The sequence below is a fragment of the Dokdonella sp. GW821-FHT11D02 genome, from assembly GCF_058808595.1.
On the sequence record NZ_CM179520.1, the window covers coordinates 3,805,794 to 3,828,171 of the forward strand.

Below are 22,378 nucleotides of genomic sequence, written 5' to 3' on the forward strand. Positions count from 1 at the left end.
GGAAGAACGCGCATGAATCTTCGCGATGTCGCCGCGGTCGTCACCGGCGGCGCTTCCGGCCTCGGCGCCGCGACCGTGCGCGCCTTGCGCAGCGAGGGTGCGAAGGTCGCGATCTTCGACCGCGATGCTGCGCACGGCGACGCTCTCGCGCACGAACTCGACGCGACCTTCTGCCAGGTCGACGTAACCTCCGACGCCGAAGTCGACGCCGCCTTCGCGCAGGCACGCGCCGCCAACGGGCAAGAACGCATCCTGGTCAACTGCGCCGGCACCGGCCTGTCCGGCCGCACCGCGGCGCGCTCCAAGTCGAGCGGCGAGATTCGCCATTTCCCGCTCGATCATTTCCAAATGCTGATCGCGATCAACCTGGTCGGCACCTTCCGCTGCATCGCAAAATCCGCCGCCGGCATGCTCGCGCTGGCGCCGCTCGAAGACGGCGAGCGCGGCGCCATCGTCAACACCGCTTCGGTCGCCGCTGAAGACGGCCAGATCGGGCAGGCTTCGTACGCGGCATCGAAAGCCGCCATCGTCGGCATGACCTTGCCGATCGCGCGCGACTTCATGGACGAAGGCATCCGCGTCAACACGATCCTGCCCGGCACCTTCGACACGCCCCTACTGCAGCTGTTGCCGCCCGAAGCGCAGGCCGGGCTCGCCGCCGCGGTACCGTTTCCCAAGCGCGCCGGCCGGCCGGAGGAATTCGCCGCGCTGGCGCTGGAGATGTGCCGCAACGGTTACTTCAACGGCGCCAGCGTGCGCCTGGACGGCGCGATCCGGATGCCGCCGCGCTAAGGCGAATCGACGACACGACGCGAACCCATCACCGCGAGCTCATCATGAATGCACCCGTCTACGACTACGTGCAACTGTTGCAACAGCGCGGCCGCGACACGCCGGCACAGCCGTGGCTGCATCAGCCGATTGACGGTAAGGAGCGCATCTACAGCTGGGGCGAAAGCCTGACGCAGGTGCAACGCATGGCGGCGGCGCTGCGTGCGAAGGGTTATCCGCCCGGCAGCCGCATCGGCATCTCCGGTCGCAACACGGCGCATTGGTTCCTCGCCGACCTCGCGATCGCGATGGCCGGCTACGTCACGGTCGGTCTGTATCCCAAGCAGAGCGCGAAGATCACACGCTACATCTTCGAGCATGCCGAAATCCGCGCGATGTTCGTCGGCCCCGCACTCGATCTGCAGGAGCTGCTCGCCGCGGTACCGGCCGGCGTGCCGCGCTGGTCGCTGCCCTACCCCGGCGTGCCGCAGCTCGACGACGATTGGGACGCCATGATCGAGGGTTACGAGCCCTACACCGGCTATCGCGTGCCGCCGTCCGGGCAGACGGTGCTGATGGTCTACACCTCCGGCACCAGCGGCTTTCCGAAAGCGGTGATGCTGAGCGCCGGCAACGTGCAGTTCACTTCGGGGCGCTTCCTGCAACACGTGCTGTCGCCGCACGGATTGAAGTCCGACGGCAGCGAGCATCTGTTCTCGTATCTTCCACTTGCGCATTTCTTCGAGCGCCTCGTCTGCGAAGGCGGCTCGCTGATACTCGGCGCGCAGGTGCACTTCCTCGAAAGCATCGAGGCCTTCGGCGACACCTTGGCGCGCGTCGCGCCGTCGATGTTCTGCGGCGTGCCGCTGGTCTACAACCGCCTGCAGGCCGGTGTACTGAATCGGTTGCCGCAGCGCAAGCTCGATCGCCTGCTGCGCATTCCGTTCGTCAGCAGCTATCTCAAGCGCTCGATCCGCCGCAAGATCGGCCTGCATCGCGCCAAATTCATCCTGTCCGGCTCGGCACCGATCGCGCCTTCTCTGCTGGATTGGTACGAGCGGCTCGGCATCCGCGTGCTCAACGGCTGCGCGCCGACCGAAGCGTTCGCTTACATCGCGGTCAACGGCAATCGCGCCAATCGCGTCGGCTCGATCGGCAAGGTGCTGCCCGACGCCGAAGTACGGCTCGGCGAAGACGGCGAAATCCAGGTGCGCCACCCCGGCGTGATGCTCGGCTATTTCAAGGACGAGGAAGCGACGCGCAACGCGTTCACCGACGACGGCTTCCTGCGCACCGGCGACAAGGGCCGCTTCGATGCAGACGGCTATCTCTACGTGATCGGCCGCACCAAGGAAATCTTCAAGACGATGAAGGGCAAGTACGTCGCCCCGGCGCCGATCGAAGAGGCGGTGCGCACGCCCGACGTCGAAACCTGCTGCCTGGTCGGCCCGGGCGTGCCGCAGCCGATCTTGCTCGTCTCGCTCGGGCCGGAGGCACGCAAGCGCGCGCGCGAAGAGGTGCAGCGCGACCTGCTCGCCTCGATGCAGCACACCAACGCGACGCTCGATTCGAACGAGCAGATCGGCAAGATCGTGGTGGTGGCGACGCCGTGGACGATCGACAGCGGCCTGCTCACGCCGACCATGAAGGTGCGGCGCGAACCGGTGCAACAACGCTATGCCGAACTGATCGCGCGCGAGTCGGTCAGCCGCGATGCGTTCGTGTGGGAGGCGTGAGTTGCGCAGCCAGTGCCGCGCAGCTCAATCCATGTTCGGCGACACCTGAGCAAGGCGCCGAACGTTGGGGTCGCATCGCCCGCTAATCGGCAGGCGATGCAAATACACAGGTTCGCACTGCCGGCTCGCAACCGAACCGGCAGTGCGTATCGTGCCTCAGCGGCGTGCGGCGGGCGCCGTTTCGAAGCCGCTGGCGAAGATCACGTCGTTGGGCAGCACGGTGATGTCGACCGGCACCTCGATGGTCGGATTGGCCGTATCGTTGCTGTGGACGCAGACCAGGGCGTGGTGCGGGCCGAGTGCGAGATCGGTCGCATCGACGCTGGTCGTGATCTTGGCCGTCGCGCCCTGAGCGACGCTACCCGAGGTCGGCGCCGCGCTCAGCCACGATACCGCCGCCGGATTGGCACAGGAGGTCGGCGCGGTGTCGATCGTATAGGTCAAAGTGCTGCCGGCGGCGCCGACATTGCGCAGGTTGAACAGGTCGGTCGCGGTGGTTCCGAGCATCAGGCTGAGCGCGATCTCGCCCGCATTCACCTGCGCGGTCGGGTCGGTCGGCACCGAACCGATCCACGGGCCGAACGGCATCAAGGTCGGTCCGGTCTTCTTGCACACCATCGAATCCTGCGGAATGCAGTTGCTGCCGGTGCAGCCGGGCGGCCAGTCGTTCGCGGTCGAATCGCGCACGGCGACGCGGTAATACAGGGCGGGGCGCGCGTCGACCAGACTCTCGCCGTTGACCAGGTTGCCCGACTCCATGTTGCAGATGTTCAGCACTTCCCACGGATCGCTGGGCTCGACGATATCGGCGTATTCACCGTCGTGTTGTTTCGTCGCCATCATGTCGACCAGATGGAAGCCGCGTCCGGACTGGTTGGTCGGCACTAAGTAATCGTTCTCGCCCGGCACCAGCTTGTAGCCGTTGCCGGTGGTGGGATTGCGCACTTCCCAGGTCTTCGGGCCGCCGTTCGCGCCGCCGGCGGCGTCGCGCAGATCGGAGAACTCGGCCGTCTTGTCGACGCCGTTCACGCTGACCGTGTTGTTGCCGTCGTCGATGGCGAACTCCATGCGCCAGTAGTTGTGGTGCCAGTGGGTGACGGTATTGAAGGTGCCGTCGCGATTGCCGAAGCCGAACGAGGGTTGGATGCGGCCGTCGTTCCAAAACGTCCAGCGCGAGGCGTACATGTACCAGTCGGCGCGGTATTGCGTGGTCAAGACGACGTGGTCGCCGTTGTCCTCGATCGCGAACGGCGCGCCGCACGTCGCGGTCGCGTTCGGATAGCCCGACAGCTGGTAGGGGCAGACTTCGTAGGACTCGGTCGGATCGTTCGAGCGATCGCAAGAGGCGACCGCGCTGGGCGGGTCCACCGAGACGCCGAGCTTGTTCTGCACCGCGCGATCGGCCAGCAGACCCGAGTCTTCGTTCTTCCAGTCGCGGTAGCAGTCGCCGCCGTCGCCGTCCTTGTATTCGGCGAACAGCATCGGCGCGTGCGCGCGCACGAACACCATGTGGCCCTTGAAGTAGACCTTGCGCAGTTCCATGCCCGAGCCGATGCCGCCGACGCTTTCGCTCGGCGGCAGCCAGCACATTTCCCAGATCGGGTCAGTGGCCGGCCAACTCATCTTCGTTTCCGGACTCGTACAGGTCGGCGAGCCGGCGTGAGCGGCTCCCCAGCCGGCGAGCAGCAGCAGCGATATCGCGAGCTTGCATGAACGCATGGTCTACTCTCCCTTCGGTTTGATGGCCGTCTTCTCGTCCGCCGGGCGATAGAACGGATAAACGACGCGATCGCTTTGCAGATCGACGATCGAGTGCGAGACCGCGGTGCTGCCGTTGTCGGCCGACGCGATCGCATGGATGCAACGTGTTTTGTCCCCGCAATAGGGATCGTCGAGCTTGCGGTAGACGAAACCGCCGGCCCAGACCACGACGCCGGGCTTGTCCACCAGCGGCTTCAGTTCGGGTTGCTGCCGCACCAGCACTTGCACGCGCTCGCGTTCGCTCTCGGTCAGCGGCGGCTCCTCGCCGCGGACTCGTTGCGTCTGCAATAACGCGCCGCCTTCGTCGAAGGTCTTGCGCAGCGCGATGCCCTGGTCGTAGTCCCAGCCGTACTCCACTTCGTAACGATGTTCCTTGCCGTCGCGCCAGGAGAAGTCGCTGTGACGACGCCCGACGACGTAACCGTGCAGGCGGCCGCTCGACGCACCGCTGGTCGCTGCCGCGTCCGTCTTCGTGGTGGATTTCGTCGCCGGCGTCGCGCAGCCGGCGAGTAGCGCGGCGATCGAGACGGTCAACATGCGGATGAATACGTTCAACGTGAGCGCTCCTGCGGCGTGACGGCAACGGCGGTGGCGGTGACCGCGGGCGGCGACTTGCCGTAGCCGGCCTGTCCTGTGTCGTCGGCTGCGTTGTTCCACAGCTGATAGACGAATTCGCCGCGACTGCGCTGCTGCGGCCCGGCCGTGAACGGCCGCTCCGGACTGCCGCTGCACATCGAGTTCTCGCCCGGCGTCGCGTTGAGCACGGCTTGGTCGCGCAGGAACTCGATGTAGTCGCGGCTGGAGGTCTGGTAGTACAGCGTCGCGGTCGCGCTGAACGGCGGCGTCGCGGCGGGGGCCAGCTCGAAGCTGTAATCGGCGCGATCGCGATTGAGCAGCACGCCGGAGCCGGGCGAGGTTTCCGCATAGACGTGACCGACCGGCCCCGCTTCTTCGCCGTTCGGATCGTCGCTCGCCTTCGGCCGGAAGCCGAGCGGCGGAATGCGGTTGTCCTTCGCCACGCAGTTGTTGAGCACGAAATGGAACTGCTTCTTGCCGTCGCGCTCGATCTCGCAACGCTGCGTGGTGGCATTCCAGATGCCTTGCAGTGCCTCGTACACGCGCGCTTGTGGGTCTTCGGTCAGAACGGCGGTACTGGCGTCGTAGGCGGCGCTCTCGGCGACCAATTGGTTGGCCGCGTCGCGCACCTGCACGTTGAGCCACATGCGCCGGCCTTCGGCGTAGCCGGTCGGCAGCTTGTGGCCGGAGAGGTTGGTGACCTCGACGCGCACGCCCAGCGTTCCGGCGGTGGTCGCCCCGGGCGGCTGGTACTGCGTCACCGTCGCGGTGACGCTGGCGCTGGCTTGCAGCATCCTCTGCGCGGCCGCGATGGTGCGGTCGAAATCGCCGAGCAAGCTGCTGCTGATCAGACTGGCGTATTCGCCCTTGATGATCGCGGGAACCCAGGTATTGGCACCGGCGAATTCGTGCACCGGCAGATTGCCCGTGCGCGAGCCGGCCGGATTCTGCCGGCACGCCGCAGCAGCGTCGGACTGCGAAGACGGCATGTGGCAGTCCTGGCACTGTTGCGCGCGCGCGAGCACCGGCGTGCCGGGCGCGCCGTCGCCGAGGCCGTCGCGGAAGATCGCTTCGGCGAACAGGCTGCGCGTCCATTCGGTGTAGGTGCGCTCGATCGGGAACGGCCGCGCGCTGTCGCTGCCGTCGGCGCGGATCAAGGTGCGCAGCGGGCCTTCGTCGGTGTCCGGCGTGGTGACGTCGTGGCAGCTGCCGCACAGCGCGGAATCTTTGTGATAACTCGAATAGACGTAGCCGTGCGGCGCCTTCAGCGGATCGTCCTTGCTGTAGTCGTAGGGACCGCGGCGGCACGGGCCGGCGAAGGTATCGCCGTTGGGCGTGGTGCAGTTGAGCGCGTCGTCGACCCAGGTGTTGCCGTTGCCGATCGCCAGCGTCTCTCCTTGCGGACCGTTCGGCATCAGGCGATGGCAGTAGTGGCAGTCGACACCGCTGTAGTCGTTGGTCTTGCCTTCACGCTCGGTGTAGCTGCCGAGCAAGCGGCAGCCCTTCTCGCCGTCGGCTGCGGTCGGATTGCCGCTGGCGTCTTTGACGACACGGCCGCTCAGCCACCCGCGCGGCGTGTGGCAGCGCAGGCAGTAGTCGCCGACGCCGGATTTGCCGATCGAGGCGGCATCGGCATTGGCGACGTCGAGCGCGGCCCAGAACAATGGATCGCGCACCGCGTTCGCCATCATCGAGCCGCTCCAGGTCGAGTGCGGCAGGAAAGACGCCTGTACCGGCGTCGCGCCGCGATGACAGGACGAGCAGCCGGTCGGATCGATCAGGACCGATTGCAAGCCCGGCTGGGTGCCGTGCGGCGTGTAGTCGAGCGCGTGCGCGCCGCGGATCGCGAACAAGGCCGCGACGGCGAACAGTGCTTGCGTGACCCATGCGCCGCGAAAACGCGCACTGGTCGCGGCGGTGTCGATTCGCCGCCGAACCCGTTCGTCCGAGCGAGAAGGATCTCCGGCCGGCAACAGGCGATTGAAAACGGCGCCATCGATCGTTGCGTACGCTTTCCGATCTATCAACGTGTGAAACCCCAAGAAACTCCCCTCAACTGCCGGACTGAACGTCCGTTCCGGTCATCGACCCATCCTCGCAACGAATGGATCGCTCGCCCCGACGGCTCCGGCCATCGCCCGCCGATGAATCGACGGCGGCTCTCTCAGCCGCGGCGTTACTCATGCATCGGCAACGTCTCCTTATAACGTACGAGCGGGGACTTCACCCGAAGTCCCCGCTCGTTTCGAAGTTGCGCTCAGCGGCGCTTTGATTTGCTCGCGCCCGGATCGCGGGTAACGGGCTGATGCGGAACCTGCCGCGTCGAACCTTGGGTCTCGCCGATGGTGATGTCATCGACGAAACAATTGCCGTCTTCGGCACCGGTCGTGGTGTAGTCGAACTTGATCTCGTGCGCGGCGTCGTCCGCGTAGCTGCTCAGATCGACCGATACGTTCGTCCACGCGGCATCTTCGCCATTCGCCACGATATCCGTCGACGCGACTTGGGTACCGTCGACCGTGATCTTCAACACCGCCGTTCCGTCCGGCACCGTGTTGACGAGACGCCAGTAGTTCAGGTAACGCGCACCACCACTCGTGATCGTCACGCTCTGCGACCAGGTCTGCGTGCCCGGCTGGCGCCAGCCGCCGCCCCACGCCGCGAACTCACCCGTGTGCGCTTCGCCCAACGCTGTGCTGTAAAACGGCGTACCACCGCCATCGTCGTTGGTGTCGGTACCGGCCCAGAATGGATTCACTTCCGTGTCTCCCGGCGTCGCTTCGAAGCCCGGATCCTTCACCGGCTGCTCGAACGGTCCGCTGCCCGCACCGTCGAAACCGTCGCAGAAGATCTTGTCGGAGGCGGTGCAAGGATCGCCGCCGGCGGCCGTGACGGTGAAGCTGACCGGTACGGTGACCAGCGGATTGGCCGCATCGTTGCTCGCGACGCACAGATTGGCGTCGTAGCTTCCGGCTGCGAGCCCGGTCGCGTTCAACGTGACGGTGACGGCCGATTGGCCACCAGCCGCTGCCGTGCCCGATGCGGGCGAAGCCGACAGCCAAGGCACGTCGCTCGGATTGTCGCAACCCGTCGGCGTGGTACCGCCGCCGGCGATCGCAATCGCCACCAGATTCGTGCCGTTCTGTATCGGCCCGACTTCCGTCGCCGTACCGCTGGCGATATCGACCGTATAGACCTTGTCGTCGCCCTGGTTGGTCAGATACAGCTTGCCGCTGGCCGGATCGAATGCCAGGCCGACCAGATTGGTCACGTCGAAGCCGAGTGAACCGATCGTGGCCGTGGCGCCGCTGGTCTTGTCGATCGAGATCAGGATGTCGTCTTCCTGCACCGTACCGAACAGACGACCCTGCGCGTCGGCGGCGATGCCGTTGATGGTCTTGCCGGCTGCAACACCCGTAATCGCACCGATCAGCGTCGTCGCACCGGTGGTTGCATCCACGGTCGACAGCTTTTGGCCGGTGGTCGGGCCGATCCAATAGAGCTTTTGCGCGCTCGGATCGATCGTCATGCCCCAGACGTCGCCGCCACCCGCCGTACCGGAAATCTCCGTCGCGACACCGGTGGTGGTATTGACGGTGAACAGGCCGCTGTCGCCGAGCATGTACAACTTGCTGGTGTCGCCGTTGAGGAAGCCGGCGCCCCAGAACGGTTCGCCATTGGGCGAGCCGACCGTCGTCAACGCACCCGGCGTATTGAAGTCGAGCGACACCAACGCGTCTTCGCCGGCGTCGCGAGCGAAGCCGTTGACCGCGGCACCGAGCGGCGTCGACAACGCGGCTTTCGCCGAAGCGGAGGACGAAGAGGATTGCGACACCCACTTCGGCTGTCTCGCCGTGCTGCCGATCGGCGTCGCTTGACGCTCATCGCGCGGGAAGTGGCTGCGCGCCGCATCGGCCGCTTCGACGATCGACCAGTTCAAGCTGCCGCCGCCGGTGTTCTTGATCGCCAGCGGCGTGGTGGTCGACGCGCCGACGGCGGCGGTGCCGCTCAACGTGGTCGGGTCGACCGCGATGACCGGATCGGTGCCGGCGCCCGGTACCGTCACGGCGTAGGTGCAGCTGGTGTTGCCGTTCTGGTTGCCGGAGTTGTAGGCCGCGCCGATCGCATCGATCTGCGCCTGCGTGTAGCCGAGCGCCGCTGCGGCATTGATGACCGCCTGCGCCGCATCTTTCTGGTTGGTGTTGCCGCCGGTCATCGACATGCCCTGGAAATAGGCTTTGTCGAACGTCTTGCCGCCTTCGACCGGATCGATCACCTGCAAGGCGCCGCGTGCGACCAGATTGCACGACGACCAATACTGCCCAGGAATATGGCCACCGCCCGGACTGCTGCCGATATTCGGATAGGCGTGGTTCAACTGATAGTTGAGCACGCGCCCGGCCCAGGTGTCGGCGGAATGGCCGTCCCAGTTGAAGACCCAACTGTAGGCCGCGTCCGTCGGTGTCCACTGATCCGGAAAATCGCGGCTGTAGGAGCCGGCGACGAAATCGCCGAACCCTTCCGACAAGCCTTCTCTCGTCGACAAGTTTCCGCCGGTGATCCAGTCGTGCAGACCGTGACCGAGCTCGTGCACGATCACGTCCGCATCCTGCGCGTCGTCGACGCCGCCCTGACCGAAACGCAGATCGTTCGCTCCGCCGACGTACTGCGAATTGTCGTCGCCGTCGAATCCGTGCGGGTCGTAGACCACGCCGCCCGTATGGTTCAGCGGCATCGCGGTGATGCCGAGCGTTTCATTGACGTACTTCATGTAGCGCGAGATGTGGTAGTAGACGTTCACTCCATCGAACGTCTCCGCGCTGCGCGTGACCGAGAAATCGGTGCTCGCCTGCACCGGGCATTCGGTGCCGTGCGGCGTGTCCCAGTCTTTGCAGACCGCGTAGGGGCCGGACAGGCTGTAATTGCCCGATCCGTCCTGAGTGATGCCGGGCAGGGTTACGCTGACGAGCGCGGCGGTCAGCTCCGGCGTATCGGCATTGTTGCCGTCGACGTAGCCGCCACCGTAAGCGACCTTCTTGTAGGACAACGGATCGGGCGTCCATACCGTGCCGGTGCCGTCGGCGTTCTGCGCCTTGTCCTGCGCACGCAGCACCTCGCCGCTCTGCGCGTCGATCAGCAGTTCCCAATGGCCTTGCACGCCGCTTTTCGCGATCGCGTTGACGCGCCAGACGATGCGGGTTCCGCTCGGCGCGGCGTAGACCATCTTGCGCAGCTTCTGATATTCGAGTTCGGAAACGCCCAGATACTGCTTGGCCAGATCGAGCGCGTCGGCCTCGGACTTGTTCGCTGCATTGCTCAACGCTGCGAGGCCGCCGACGGCGGAGTTGGCCACGTAGATGACCTTACCGTTCGGCTGCACGCTGACTGCGATGTCGCTGCCGTAGACGGGCAGACCTTCGTGGCGCTGCTCGAAGCGCACCACGGAAAAATGTTTGCCGGCGCGCAAGGTCGTGCGCGCCAGCGAAGAGGCTTCGCTCGTCTTGAGGCCGAGCTGATCGTGGCGCGCTGCGAGGTATTCGCGCGCCATCGCTTCGGGCGCCGCGGCGCGCGCCGTGAACGCGGGCTCGCCGAGTGTGATGGCGGCGCCGTTGGATTTGTAGCGACCGTCGAGGCGGTTGATGCCGGCTTCGGGCTGCTCCACGCCGCGCGTCAGAGGGCTGGTGCTGGCCTGCATGCTCAAGGCGGATGCAGAGGTGGCGAACAAGGCGCTGATCAGCGCCGCGGAAAGAAGGCCACAGCGTATCGTTCTTCTCATGGGATGAGTCCTATCGGATGGACATCTGTCGGAAGAACTGACGACTCGAGGCAGGCCCCGCTCGACGGCTTCCGATCTCGGGAAGAGTGAGTTCACGAAACGGGGCCTCGGTGGAGGCCCCGTCGTTTTCATCGCGTCGACGCTCAGCGTCGCTTCGAGCCTTGGGTTTCGTTGATGGTGATGTCATCGACGAAACAGTTGCCGTCTTCGGCACCGGTCGTGGTGTAGTCGAACTTGATCTCGTGCGCGGCGTCGTCCGCGTAACTGCTCAGATCGACCGATACGTTCGTCCAAGCGGCATCTTCGCCATTCGCCACGATATCCGTCGACGCGACTTGGGTACCGTCGACCGTGATCTTCAACACCGCCGTTCCGTCCGGTACCGTGTTGACGAGACGCCAGTAGTTCAGGTAGCGCGCACCACCACTCGTGATCGTCACGCTCTGCGACCAGGTCTGCGTGCCCGGCTGGCGCCAGCCGCCGCCCCACGCCGCGAACTCACCCGTGTGCGCTTCGCCCAACGCTGTGCTGTAAAACGGCGTACCACCGCCATCGTCGTTGGTGTCGGTACCGGCCCAGAATGGATTCACTTCCGTGTCTCCCGGCGTCGCTTCGAAACCCGAATCCTTCACCGGCTGCTCGAACGGTCCGCTGCCCGCACCGTCGAATCCGTCGCAGAAGATCTTGTCGGAGGCCGAGCAAGGTTCGACTGCGACCGCTTCCACCGTCACGTTGACCGGCACGGTCACCAACGGGTTCGCGGTGTCGTTGCTGGTCACGCAGATGTTCGCCGAGTAGTTGCCTGCCGCCAGCGTCGATGCGTTCACCGTCACGGTCGAATCGGCCGAAGCACCGGCCGCCAAAGAACCGCTCGCCGGCGACACGCTCAGCCACGGCACGTCGGACGGGTTCTGGCAGCCGACCGGGCCGCCGCCTTCGTCGAGCGTCACGATCATCACCAGATGGAAATCGTCGAAGCCCAGCTCCGATGTCGAGGTCGGGTCGGCCAAGCCGCAAGTAGTGGACGAGAGGAAGGACGGATGGGTTTGCGGGGTCGTGTTGGCGCCGGGCAGCAGGAAGCCTTCGCCATCTGCATTGCCATCGACGTGGAACTCCACTACCAGATCCTTGCCGACCGTATCGTCGACCGAGCCGGTCACCGGAATCGTCGCCGTCACGTTGCCGCTGTTGATCGTTCCGGTGCCGGTTCCGATCGGCGTGAGCGCACTCCTCACCAGCGTATCGACCGGAGTCGAGTGCGGGATCGTGTAGAGGTTGATCGTGACCGGCATGCCGGTGATCGTCACGCCCGAACCGTTCTGACCGGCGCCGATGGTCACGCTCGCCACGTTTGCGCTCGCGCCCACTTCAGGATGTTCGCTGAAGTAGAAGCGGCGCCACCAGCTGTTGTCGGCCGTGCTCTCCGCGGCCGGGTCGTCCTCGCCGTTGTTGCCGCAGCCGACGCCGTCGTTGCCGACGGTGTTGTCCTGCATCTGCGAGATCGTCAACGCGCCGAGGACGACCGGTTGCGCGAACGGCACGCCGGTCAGGTTCTGATGCGCCTGCGCCCGGCTGAGCGTGCTTTGGCCGAGCTGCACGGTGCGTCTCTTCGTGTGATTGGCTCGCGCAGACGGCGGTGTCGTCTTGGCTGCTTCGGACATCGAATACGTCAGCGTGCCGCCGCCGGTGTTCTTGACCGTCAGCGGGCTGGTCTCGGTAGCGCCGGCGTCGACCGTGATCGCCAGGGGCGACGGCGTCACTTCGATGACCGGCGACGGATCGCCAGCGGCGAAGTTCGCGATCACCGTGCAGTCGGCCGTTACCGCCGCGGTCGTGTAGACGTTGCCGGCGAGCGAGCCACCGCAGGTGCCGGTGACGGTGTCGACGTGGAAGCCCGAGCCCGGCGTCAGCGTGAAGCTGGTGGTCGCGCCCGAAGCCACCGTCTGCGCGGTAGCCGGTGCGATCGTACCGGTGGGGGTGCCGACGCTCGGCGTGACGGTGAAGGTTACGCCCGGTGCGCCGGCGATCGCCAACGCAACCAGCTGCGCGTTTCCTTGAGCCGTGCCGACCGCTGTCGCTTGGCCGGTGGCCACATTGACGGTGAAGACACCGATGGTGGCATTGGAGAAATACAGCGTACCGCTGGCTGGATCGAACGCGAGACCCGACAGATTGGTCGCGTTGACGCCCAGCGGACCGATCGCCGTCGTGGCGCCGTTGGTCTTGTCGATCGAGATCAGGGTGTCGTCTTCGATCACGGTGCCGAACAAGCGACCTTGTGCATCGGCAGCGATCGAGTTGATGGTCTTGCCGGCCGCGACGCCGGTGATCGCACCGACCAGCGTGGTGGCGCCGGTGACCGGATCGACCGTGGAAAGCTCCTGATCAGTGGTCGGGCCGATCCAATAGAGCTTCTGCGAGCTGGGATCGGCAGTCATGCCCCACACGTCGCCACCACCGGCACTGCCGGAAATCTGCGTCTTGGCGCCCGTGGTGGTGTTGACCGAGAACAAGCCGCTGTCACCGAGCATGTACAGCTTGCTGGTGTCGCCGTTGAGAAAGCCCGCTCCCCAAAACGGTTCGCCGTTCGCCGAACCGACGCTGGTCAGCGTGCCGGGCGTGTTGAAATCGAGCGATACCAGCTGCCGTGCTCCGGAGTTCTGCGCAAATCCGTTGACCACGGCGCCGAATGGTGTGGACGGGCCGGCCTGCGGCGCCGACATCGATGAGGTGCGTGGCGCCAATTTCGGTTCGTGTGCTGCGGTACTGGCCTGCACGGATGCCACCGGCGTCAGGCCGGCCGCGAATACGGCGCCGGCGATCGTGGCGACCAAGCCGAGCGAACTCGACCAAGTGCCCGTACGCCTGCTTCTTTCGTGAATCGTCATTCGGATATCCCCAATCTGGAGTGCCGGCGACGGCTGCGGGTCGTCGACGGCACGATGAGATGCTCATCCGGAAGATCGGGCCGATGCTTCTCGTCTTCGTACAGTCCGCAACGCATGGACCCATGCCAATGCAGACCGCCGCGCGTTCCGACGCGGAATGACGAAATCAAATCCTCAAAAGCGCAACTGCAAGATCCCCAGTGTTCCGATGCCTCGAGACCGCCCGCCCTACGGTCCAGCCGCCTTCATCGAATCGCCCATACGGAACTTCGGCCAGCGCCGACGAGTAGCCGTCTGATCGATCCGCCTGCGAGCCAGGCGAATGGGTCAGGACATCGGCATCGTTCGACAAGCCGTTCATCCGTGCAGAGGTTTCGAGAAGGTCGACAGCATCGACACTCATAATTGCACCGCATAAGCGACTAGGGGACTGAACAAATACGCTGAATCTTTCAGCCGGTCAGTCGTGCAGGAAGCGGCGAGTCGCTCGGTTTTTCGTCGAGAGGCAACCATGCGCAAACGAATGTTCGATCGCTCGAAATCGTTCTATCGAAGGCTAGAACTGAATGATTTCTGCTCGTCGTGCAATTACGAAAATCGTGCTCGACAAGCACACTTCCTCTCGAGCTTTTTTCGTGTCTGCCGCGGACCGTCGTCCATCGACGATGATCGACAAGAACCCCAAGCTTGTCGACATCGAAAACAAGCTCGCTGAAAGGCCTCGGTTCCCGAGGCCTTTCTTTTTTCTCGCAAATCTTTCTGTCGCCCTCATCCGACTAGACGGCTGAATAGCCCTCGGTCGCATCGAAGCTCGACCTACGAAATGGCACCGAAACTCGCTACTCGGAAGCACACACCTCGAGGAACGAAATTCCTCTACTCATTACCGGCAAAGCTCAGAAACGATGGGTCACGCGGAATGCGTAGTAGCGTCCGAGCACATCGTCGAAGGCGGCATTGAAGCCGCCCGACGGTTCGTCGTAGTAGCGCGGCGTGCGATCGAACACATTGTTCACGCTTACGGTGAACGCCCAACGCGGGATGCCGTTGTAGGTGAGATTGAGATTGGTCAGTGTGAACGGCGGAATCTTGCACTTGCCTTGAATCTTCTTGTAGTCGGCACAGGGCGTCTCGGAGTCCGCATACGGCTCGGTCGAATACGAGCCGACGTAACGCAGATGCGCCGCACCGACCCAGTCGCCGCGCGACCAGCGCAGGGTCGACACGCCGGTCAGGCGCGGTGTGTCGGCGAAGCCGGCGCTGCGGGTCAGCGGCGTGCCGGGTGCGATGCGGCGATCGAGACGGTCGAGATAGTTCAAGCCGAGCGTCAGGCGGAAACGGCCGCTCCGCTCGCCGCCGAAATCCCAGCGCGCTTCGGCGTCGGCACCACTGGTCGTGGTTCGCGCGAGATTGGCGAACGCATTGGTGAGCCCGGTCAAACGACCGTCGGCATCGCGCGCGAGAAAATCGGCGAACTCCTGCGGATGGGCGAGCATGTACGCGTACGGCGGCGTCGCGATCTCGTTGTCGCGCACACTTCGGTACAGATCGAGGCTCAGGCTGAACGCCTGCGTAGGCCCCCACACCGCTCCGATCGCCGTCGTCTTCGTTTCCTCGGGCCGCAACGCGGGATTGCCGCTGATGCTGACGTCGAGCTGGCACAGGCTGGCAGGTCCGGTCGCGATTGCTTCGCGCAGGCAAGGGCCGGCCACTTGAGGAACCCACAGCGGCAGCGAGGTCGGTACGCTGCGCGGCTGATGCAATTCGAGCAGGGTCGGCGCGCGGAAACCGGAGGAACTCGAGGCGCGCAGAACGAGACTGTCCAATGGCGTCCAACGCAGGCCGAACGTCGGCGCTCCATGCGAGCCGAAGCCGTCGATTTGTTCCTGCCGCCACGCGACCGAGGCGTCGAGCTGCTCGGCGATCGGCAGATCGAAGGTGACGTACGCCGCTTTCGCGCCACGGCTGAGCGATTGGGTGTACTCGGGTGGCTGGTTCAACAGCTTGCCGGCGACCAGATCGGTATCGGGTTGCTGCTCGATGCGCTCGCGACGAGCTTCCAATCCGGTCGTCATCGACACCGCGCCGGCCGGCAGGTCGAAGGCGGCGCCGGAAGCTTCCAGCGAGAGCTCTTTCAGCTCGGTGACGCCTTTGCGCCGGATCTGAGGCGCCATCGCTTCGCGCAGCGCGCGACTCGGCGGAGCGCCGCCGAAGCTGTAGGACTCGCCGTCGATAGCTAGGACGTCGGATCGCACCAGACCGTCGATGCGGTCGTCGACGCGATTGCGCTGCGCGCTGGCATCCAGGCTCCAGTTCCAGTTCCCGAATGCGCCGCGAACTCCCGCATCGAGGCTGAGCAAGGTCGACTCGGTCTTCTCGCGCACGGGACCGATGTCGTTGAAGGAGTACAGCAAGGTGATCGGGTCTTCGTCCGACTGCCCCAGCAGCGGCACCAACGCGGCGGAAGGGCTCGCCTGCTGCCGCTGCACCAAATCGTTGGCGCGCAGATTGGCGTAGGCGCGGATCGAATCGCCGAGCGGAATTTCCACGCGCGCGAGCAGCGACTTGCCGACCCGGCCGTTCTGCAGCGTGGTGTACTTCGCCCCATCCAACAGACAAGCACCGGAATCGGCCAGCGTACCGTCGCAGCCGCGCAACGCCGCATAGCGAAGAGCTCCGCCGGCACCCTGAAAGACATAGGTGCCGGGAAACGAATAGGGGCTGCGCATGTCGAGCAGGCCCTGGCGGCGCTGGTCGAGGCTGTACCACGATCGCGCAGCGCCGAGCAGCGGTTCGCCGTGCAGATAGGCGAGATTCAACAACAGGCCGATGCCGCCTTCGGTGCGCTTTCCCCACAACAACGAGGTCTGCTGCGTGGCGGCGTCGCCGCGTTCGGATTGACCGACCGACTGGCTGATCTCGGCGCCGGAGAAATCGTGACGCAGGATCAGGTTGACGACACCCGCGACGGCGTCCGAACCGTAGATCGCCGCGGCACCATCTCGCAAGATTTCGATGCGCTCGACCATTGCCAGCGGAATCGCATTGAGATCGGGAACCGTCCCTGCCGTGTCCTGCGCCAGTCCGTAGCCGACGACACGCCGGCCGTCGACGAGAAACAAGGTGCTCTTGCCGCCGAGCCGCCGCAGCGCGACCGCGGCCGCTCCCGCCGCGCCGGTCTTGAAACTGGAATCGCTCGCCGACGCCATCGCCTCCGGCTGGTTGGTCACCTGCATGCCGGGCTGCGCCTTCAACAGCTCGAACAAAGTCAGATAGCCGCTGCTGTCGATCTGCTCGCGCGTGATCTCGGTGACCGGCATCACACCCTGCACACCCAAGCGCTGCACGCGCCAGTCTTCTACCGTGACGGTCGAAAGCTCGACCGGATTGAGCGCGCGCGGCGACGACACCTGTACTTCGCGGTCGACCGGCGCCGACTTCGTCGCGCGCTTGACCACGAACGTGTTCGCGGTCGCTGCCGCCGCCTCGAGGCCGCTGCCGCGCAGCAAAGTCGAAAGCGCAGCCTCGACCGAGTATTCGCCGTTCAAGCCGTCGACGCGGCGGCCGGCGAGGAGCCGGGTCTCATACAGGATCTGGATGCCGCTTTGCTCGGCCAGCTCGCTCAGGACGGTGGACAGCTCGCCGCCCGACAGATGGTAGGTGCGCGCACTCGACGAAGCGTTCGACGCGCGCACGCACCCAGCGTGGAGCAGGAAAAACAATCCCGCGAGCACGAAAACATTCGCGCGCAATGCAGCGACTCCGGCGTTCTGCGTCGGCTCGCGCGCATGCTCCGACGCGCGCGTTGCCCAGTCGTTCGGGTTTCCCCATCCCGCCCGCATCTGTCGGCGGGCGGCAGTCGGCCCTGACATGGGCGCTCTGCTCGCGGGAACTCGATCATTCGGCGTCGGGGGTACCGTCCGGACCGCACGGATTCCGAGATCCGCGAACGGGGCGATCTTAGGCACAAATGCACATGGCAAGGAATAGCCTGACGGCATGAGCTGACGAGGTGCGTATCGAGAGGAGCGCAGCCGGATTCGGCGGCGCTGGCCTCGCCAGGCGCCCGATTCCCGCCGCAGCGGCAACGGAAAGGAACGCAATCGCGCGCGGCGTCACCATTGTTGACAGTCTGCGAGACCGGTCACCGCTTCATGGTCGACCGGAACCGCATTTCTATTCGATATGGAATTTTTGTTCAGTTCCGCTGGCGAACCTGCTCACCTACAGTCGTAGGGCGCCGGGAGTCCTGCCGTTTCATACCCAGGAGTCGGCAGAGGGCGCCGCATGCGTGAGCATCCACTTCAAGATGAAACCGAAGCCAAGGACGGCCATTGCGCGTTCGAGTGACGACATCGAAACGCGCCGACGCGATCTCGCAACCTCTTCGCTGATGCTTTATCTACGTGCTTCCGGTGCGTTTTCCCCGCATTGCGCGCGGATACGGAGCGCGAGCCGCGAAGCAAAATCCCCTCCAACTTAGTCAGAGCAAAAGTCATCGAAACGATGGACTGCGGAGCGCAGCCTCGATGCTTCATCTGCCGCTGCGCGGCCTTCGCAGCTCGCGCGGTGGATGCGACGCCGGCTGTCGTTCTCGACGGCAGTTCCGGCATCGAACCAAGCCGCAGCACGCACGCCGTCGACCGCTGCATCGCTGCTGCGCGCGGCCGCCTCGACTTGTGCTCAAATCCGCCCAGCGTTCAGTTCGCTGTAGCGCGTACTTCGTTTCAGTCAGTGGCGGAGCGGAAGGTCGACTCCTATCGTCGTGCGACGCGGCGATCGGGGAGCGTCGTTTCCCGACGCCACGCGTATCGTCGCGCCGCAATTCCGTCGTCGACGGTGCGGCCCAGCCAACTCCCTCCTATCCGACCCTCGAGGACGAATCGATGTTCGTACGCCCGACCCGTACCGCGCTTGCCTCCGCTCTCGCCATCGCCTTCGGCGCTCAATTTCCCGCTGTCGGCGCCGCTCCGGCGACCGTAGCGGCCGCACCGCTGCAGATCGACGCACTCGACGCGGCGCGCGCCAATCCGCATCGATTGATCCTGCAGGTCGGAGCGTTCGATCCATCGGCGCAAGCACTGGACGTGTCCGCCGTCGGCGCGGCCGACGCAGCGGAGCCGACCTCCTACGCGATCGTGCAGTTCGAAGCCGACCGCCTCAAGACGGCGCGCCGCGAACTTCTGACTCGCGGCGTGAAGCTGCTCGGCTACGTGCCGAACAATGCCTACTACGCGCGCCTCGACGCCGCCGCACTGGAGCAAGTGCGCAAGATTCCGGGCGTGCGCTGGGCCGGCGCCGTGCAACCGGCGATGAAACTCGATCCGAAGTTGTGGCGCGCCCACCGCACCGACACCACTGCACGACAGGAAGACGGCGGCCACGAGATCATCCTGCACGCGTTCAGCGGTGTCTCCTCGGCGCAGATCGCGGCGACTCTGCGCAAGCGCGTGCCGAACGTCGAAATCACCGCGCGCAGCGAACGCGACGGCGCTGCACCGTACGTGCGAGCGCGCGTCGGCGCAGCGCAACTCGACGCGCTCGTACGCGAAGCCAGTGCGATCGACGGCGTGCGCTACGTCACACCGTGGGTGCAGAGCAAGCTCTTCAATGCCGGTTCGGTCGGCGCGCTGCAAGCCAACGCCACCGGCGCCTGCGCCGGCAGCGGCAACGTTTGCGGCCCCAGCCCCCTGTGGGATCAAGGTCTGCTCGGCAGCGGCCAGATCGTCGCGGTGGCGGATTCGGGCACCACGCCGGACGCCGCTTGGTTCGCGAGCCTGGACAAGGGCAGTGGCGCGCACACCGAAGTCACCTTCGCCGACGATCCGCCGCCGGTGCCGCCGGCGATCGGCCGCCTGTACCCGAACAACAAGATCATCGGCTACTGGACACAGCCCGGTAACGTCGCCTACGACTACTACTCCGGTCATGGAACACATACCACCGGCACCGTGCTCGGCGATGCCGCGGGGACGTTCGGTGCGACCAGCTATCTGCCCTCCTCGCCCTTATTGCCCAATCACGATCTCGCCGACGGCATGGCGCCGAACGCGCAGCTCCTGATGCAAGACATCGGCGGCACCAGCGCGCGCAACGTCAATGCCGGCGATGTGGAAGCGCTGCTCGAACAAGCCCATGCCGGCGGCGCGCGTCTGCACAACGACAGCTGGGGCGGTAGCGCCGGCGGCTTGTACGTCGGCGACGACGCCGCTGTCGACCGCGTCACGCGCCGGCACGAGGACTTCTTGGTCATCTTCGCCGCCGGCAACGACGACGCAGGTCCGGTGCAAACGGGCTCGCCCGGCAATGCCAAGAACGCGCTCAGCGTCGCCGCGCTCGGCCATGCCGGCAGCACGCAGCACGCCGGCTACTCCAACATCGGCCCTGCCGCCGACGGCCGCGCCAAGCCCGACATCGCCGCCCCCGGATCGAGCATCATTTCCGCACGCAACACCACCAGCAGTTCGCCGGTTTCCTCGACTGTGCGCGCGCCGGTGACGGCGCCCAATTCCGGCACCTCGATGGCCGCGCCGACCATCACCGGCAATGCCACCCTGGTGCGGCAATTCTTCACCGACGGTTTCTACCCGCGCGGCGTACGCAGCGCAGCCGATGCGCTCAACCCGATCGGCCCGACGCTGAAAGCGGTGCTGCTCAACGGCACCAACCCGCTCGCATCGCCGGAGTGGCCGACCGCAGAAAACGGTTGGGGCCGCGCCTGGCTCGACAGCAATCTGTGGTTCAAGAACACGATGCCAGGCGGCGACGACAGCCGCCGTCTGCGCGTGTTCGAACGCGTCAATGCGGCCGGCCTTGAGACCGGAGACGTCAACGAGTACGTCGTCGACAACGTCGCCGCCGGCATCGAGCTGCGCGCGACCTTGGCCTGGTTCGACGTCGAGGCCGCACCGGGCGCCGCCTCGACCCTGGTCAACGATCTCGATCTCGAAGTCGTCGCGCCGGACGGCACGATCTACCTCGGCAATCATTTCGACGGCGCCGCGTCGACGGCCGGCGGCAGCGCCAATGCGAAGGACACGGTCGAACAAGTGCGCCTGCCGACACCGGTCGCCGGCCGCTACACGATCCGCGTGAAGGCGAGCAAGGTTCCGGGCGACGGCAGCGACGGCGCCGACCGCCAAGGCTACGCGCTGGCGTTGTCGGGCGCCTTCGGCCTGCCCGATCCGACGCCGTTCCCGGCACCGACCGCGCTGACCCAGGCCGCCAATGGCAGCGGCGGCGTCAGCATCGGCTTCACCGCCGCGGCGGGCGCGCAAGGATTTCAGCTCTATCGCGCCGACGGCGATTGCAACAGCGCGAGCAGCGCCGATTTCCACCTCGTCGCGAACGGCGCCGCGGCGCCGCTGATCGACGATCGCACGCAGGGCGGCTACAGCTATGCCTACCGCGTGCGCGGAATCCAGGGTGACGTCGAAGGTGCGCTTTCGGAGAGCTGCGTCAGCGTCGTTTCGCAGGACGCCTGCACGCGCCTGCCAAGCTTCGACACCGCATCGCTGAATGCCGACGGCGCCCATGCGAGCTGCAGCGTGGCGTTGTCCTGGGCCACGGCGGCTTCGCAGTGCCCGACCACCACGGCGATCACCTATACGATCCTGCGCGATACCGATCCCTACTTCGGTGCGCCGACGACGCTGGCCGACAATCTCGCCACGCCGACCTACACCGACACCACGGTCACGGACGGCAAGCCGTATTTCTATCGCGCCTTCGCCAAAGACGCACTCGGCAATGCGAGCGAGGTCTCCGATCAGGTCGGCGTCACTCCGAGCGGCGCCGACGGTCCCGACCCGGCCGCCTACTTGGACGACGCCGACACGCATGTGTACGCGACGCTGGAGTCGCCGTGGCAAGTCACCAATACGGCGGCGAGCGCGGGAACGCTGAGCTATCACAACGCGCGCGACGGCGGCGTCTATCCGTCCAGCACCTGCGCCAGCGTCGAAACGCCGGCGCTCACGCTGCCGGCGGGTGCGAGCCTCAGCTACAAGGCGCAGTACAACCTTGAACACGAGTGGGACGGCGTGGTCACCGAGATTTCGACCGACGACGGCGCAACCTGGACCGACCTGCCACCGACTGGCGGCTATCCGAGCACGTTCGCCCAGACCGGCTCACCGGCGGGCAACGCCTGCGGCTACGCCGCCACACGCGGCGCCTTCAACGGCGTCAGTACCGTCGCCAATGCGGCCGATCCGAACAACGATAGCGCGACGCCGGTGTTCCTCGGCTTCGGATCCGACCTCGCCACCTATGCCGGCCAGACGGTGCGCATCCGCTGGAGCTTCTCTTCCGACAGCGGCGCGGAGTTCTCCGGCTTCTGGCTCGACGAGGTGCGCATCGGCAACGGCGGCTCCGGCGACGTCATCTTCGCCAACGGCTTCGAGCAGAGTGCCGGCGGCGGCGGTGACCATATGTGCCGCTGAAAGCGGCGAGCCGTATCCGGAGTGATCGTCGTTACAGCCCTCCGCGAACATGCCGTTCGCGGAGGGCAGCGGTGGGAACTCGCATGCAGAGTAGCTGCTTCGAGCGCCTAGTCATCGCTTCGCGACGCAGGCTCGGCGATAGCTCGATTCACCTTGCACCCACGCGATCGCGCCGCGCTTCGAACGGAGCGCGGTCACGATATCGACGTCGGCATGTCGCAGAAAGGCGAAAGGCCCCGCAAAGGGGCCTTTCGATGAGCGTCGCGGCGTTCTTGCAGAGACGATCGACGAGAATGGGGAACCCGTCGTCACCTCGACCGTGGGAATAGCCGGTTCAGTCCTGCCGCGGCGGTCGTGAGTACCTTAAGTCGAACCGGTGCGCGCCACCATTGAACAAATGCGCGTCAATGCACTAATAGCCTGATC

General features: G+C 65.6%; 9 protein-coding genes. 3 read left to right on the forward strand and 6 right to left on the reverse strand.

What is annotated here, in order from left to right:
• Positions 1-12: 12 nt before the first annotated feature.
• Both AC3QL3_RS16360 and AC3QL3_RS16365 read left to right on the forward strand, forming a co-directional pair.
• Positions 13-792 (forward strand): SDR family NAD(P)-dependent oxidoreductase, encoded by a 780-nt coding sequence (locus AC3QL3_RS16360; RefSeq protein WP_492895145.1) that lies wholly within the window; start codon positions 13-15, stop codon positions 790-792.
• A gap of 44 nt (positions 793-836) precedes the next feature.
• Complete coding sequence (locus tag AC3QL3_RS16365) at positions 837-2,507, forward strand: AMP-binding protein (RefSeq protein ID WP_492895146.1); 1,671 nt, start codon at positions 837-839, stop codon at positions 2,505-2,507.
• A gap of 156 nt (positions 2,508-2,663) precedes the next feature.
• Here AC3QL3_RS16365 and AC3QL3_RS16370 read toward each other — a convergent pair whose 3' ends face one another.
• From AC3QL3_RS16370 to AC3QL3_RS16395, 6 genes are all read right to left on the reverse strand, one after another.
• Positions 2,664-4,226 carry a hypothetical protein gene (locus AC3QL3_RS16370; protein WP_492895147.1) on the reverse strand — a complete coding sequence of 521 codons (1,563 nt, stop codon included), beginning with the start codon at positions 4,224-4,226 and terminating at the stop codon, positions 2,664-2,666.
• Positions 4,227-4,229: 3 nt separating this feature from the next.
• On the reverse strand, positions 4,230-4,823 hold the full coding sequence (locus AC3QL3_RS16375) for a hypothetical protein (RefSeq protein ID WP_492895148.1): 594 nt from the start codon (positions 4,821-4,823) through the stop codon (positions 4,230-4,232).
• Complete coding sequence (locus tag AC3QL3_RS16380) at positions 4,820-6,697, reverse strand: hypothetical protein (protein WP_492895149.1); 1,878 nt, start codon at positions 6,695-6,697, stop codon at positions 4,820-4,822. The genes AC3QL3_RS16375 and AC3QL3_RS16380 overlap by 4 nt, the downstream gene beginning before the upstream one ends.
• 404 nt (positions 6,698-7,101) lie before the next feature.
• Entirely contained in the window at positions 7,102-10,620 is a 3,519-nt protein-coding gene (locus tag AC3QL3_RS16385; protein WP_492895150.1) for a DUF4394 domain-containing protein, read from the reverse strand.
• 143 nt (positions 10,621-10,763) lie between these two features.
• Positions 10,764-13,508 carry an NHL repeat-containing protein gene (locus AC3QL3_RS16390; RefSeq protein WP_492895151.1) on the reverse strand — a complete coding sequence of 915 codons (2,745 nt, stop codon included), beginning with the start codon at positions 13,506-13,508 and terminating at the stop codon, positions 10,764-10,766.
• Positions 13,509-14,404: 896 nt separating this feature from the next.
• Positions 14,405-17,203: a TonB-dependent receptor domain-containing protein gene (locus tag AC3QL3_RS16395; protein ID WP_492895152.1), complete on the reverse strand. Its 2,799-nt coding sequence runs from the start codon at positions 17,201-17,203 to the stop codon at positions 14,405-14,407.
• Between the two features lie 1,191 nt (positions 17,204-18,394).
• Here AC3QL3_RS16395 and AC3QL3_RS16400 point away from each other — a divergent pair.
• Positions 18,395-21,952 carry a S8 family serine peptidase gene (locus AC3QL3_RS16400; RefSeq protein ID WP_492895153.1) on the forward strand — a complete coding sequence of 1,186 codons (3,558 nt, stop codon included), beginning with the start codon at positions 18,395-18,397 and terminating at the stop codon, positions 21,950-21,952.
• Positions 21,953-22,378: the final 426 nt, after the last annotated feature.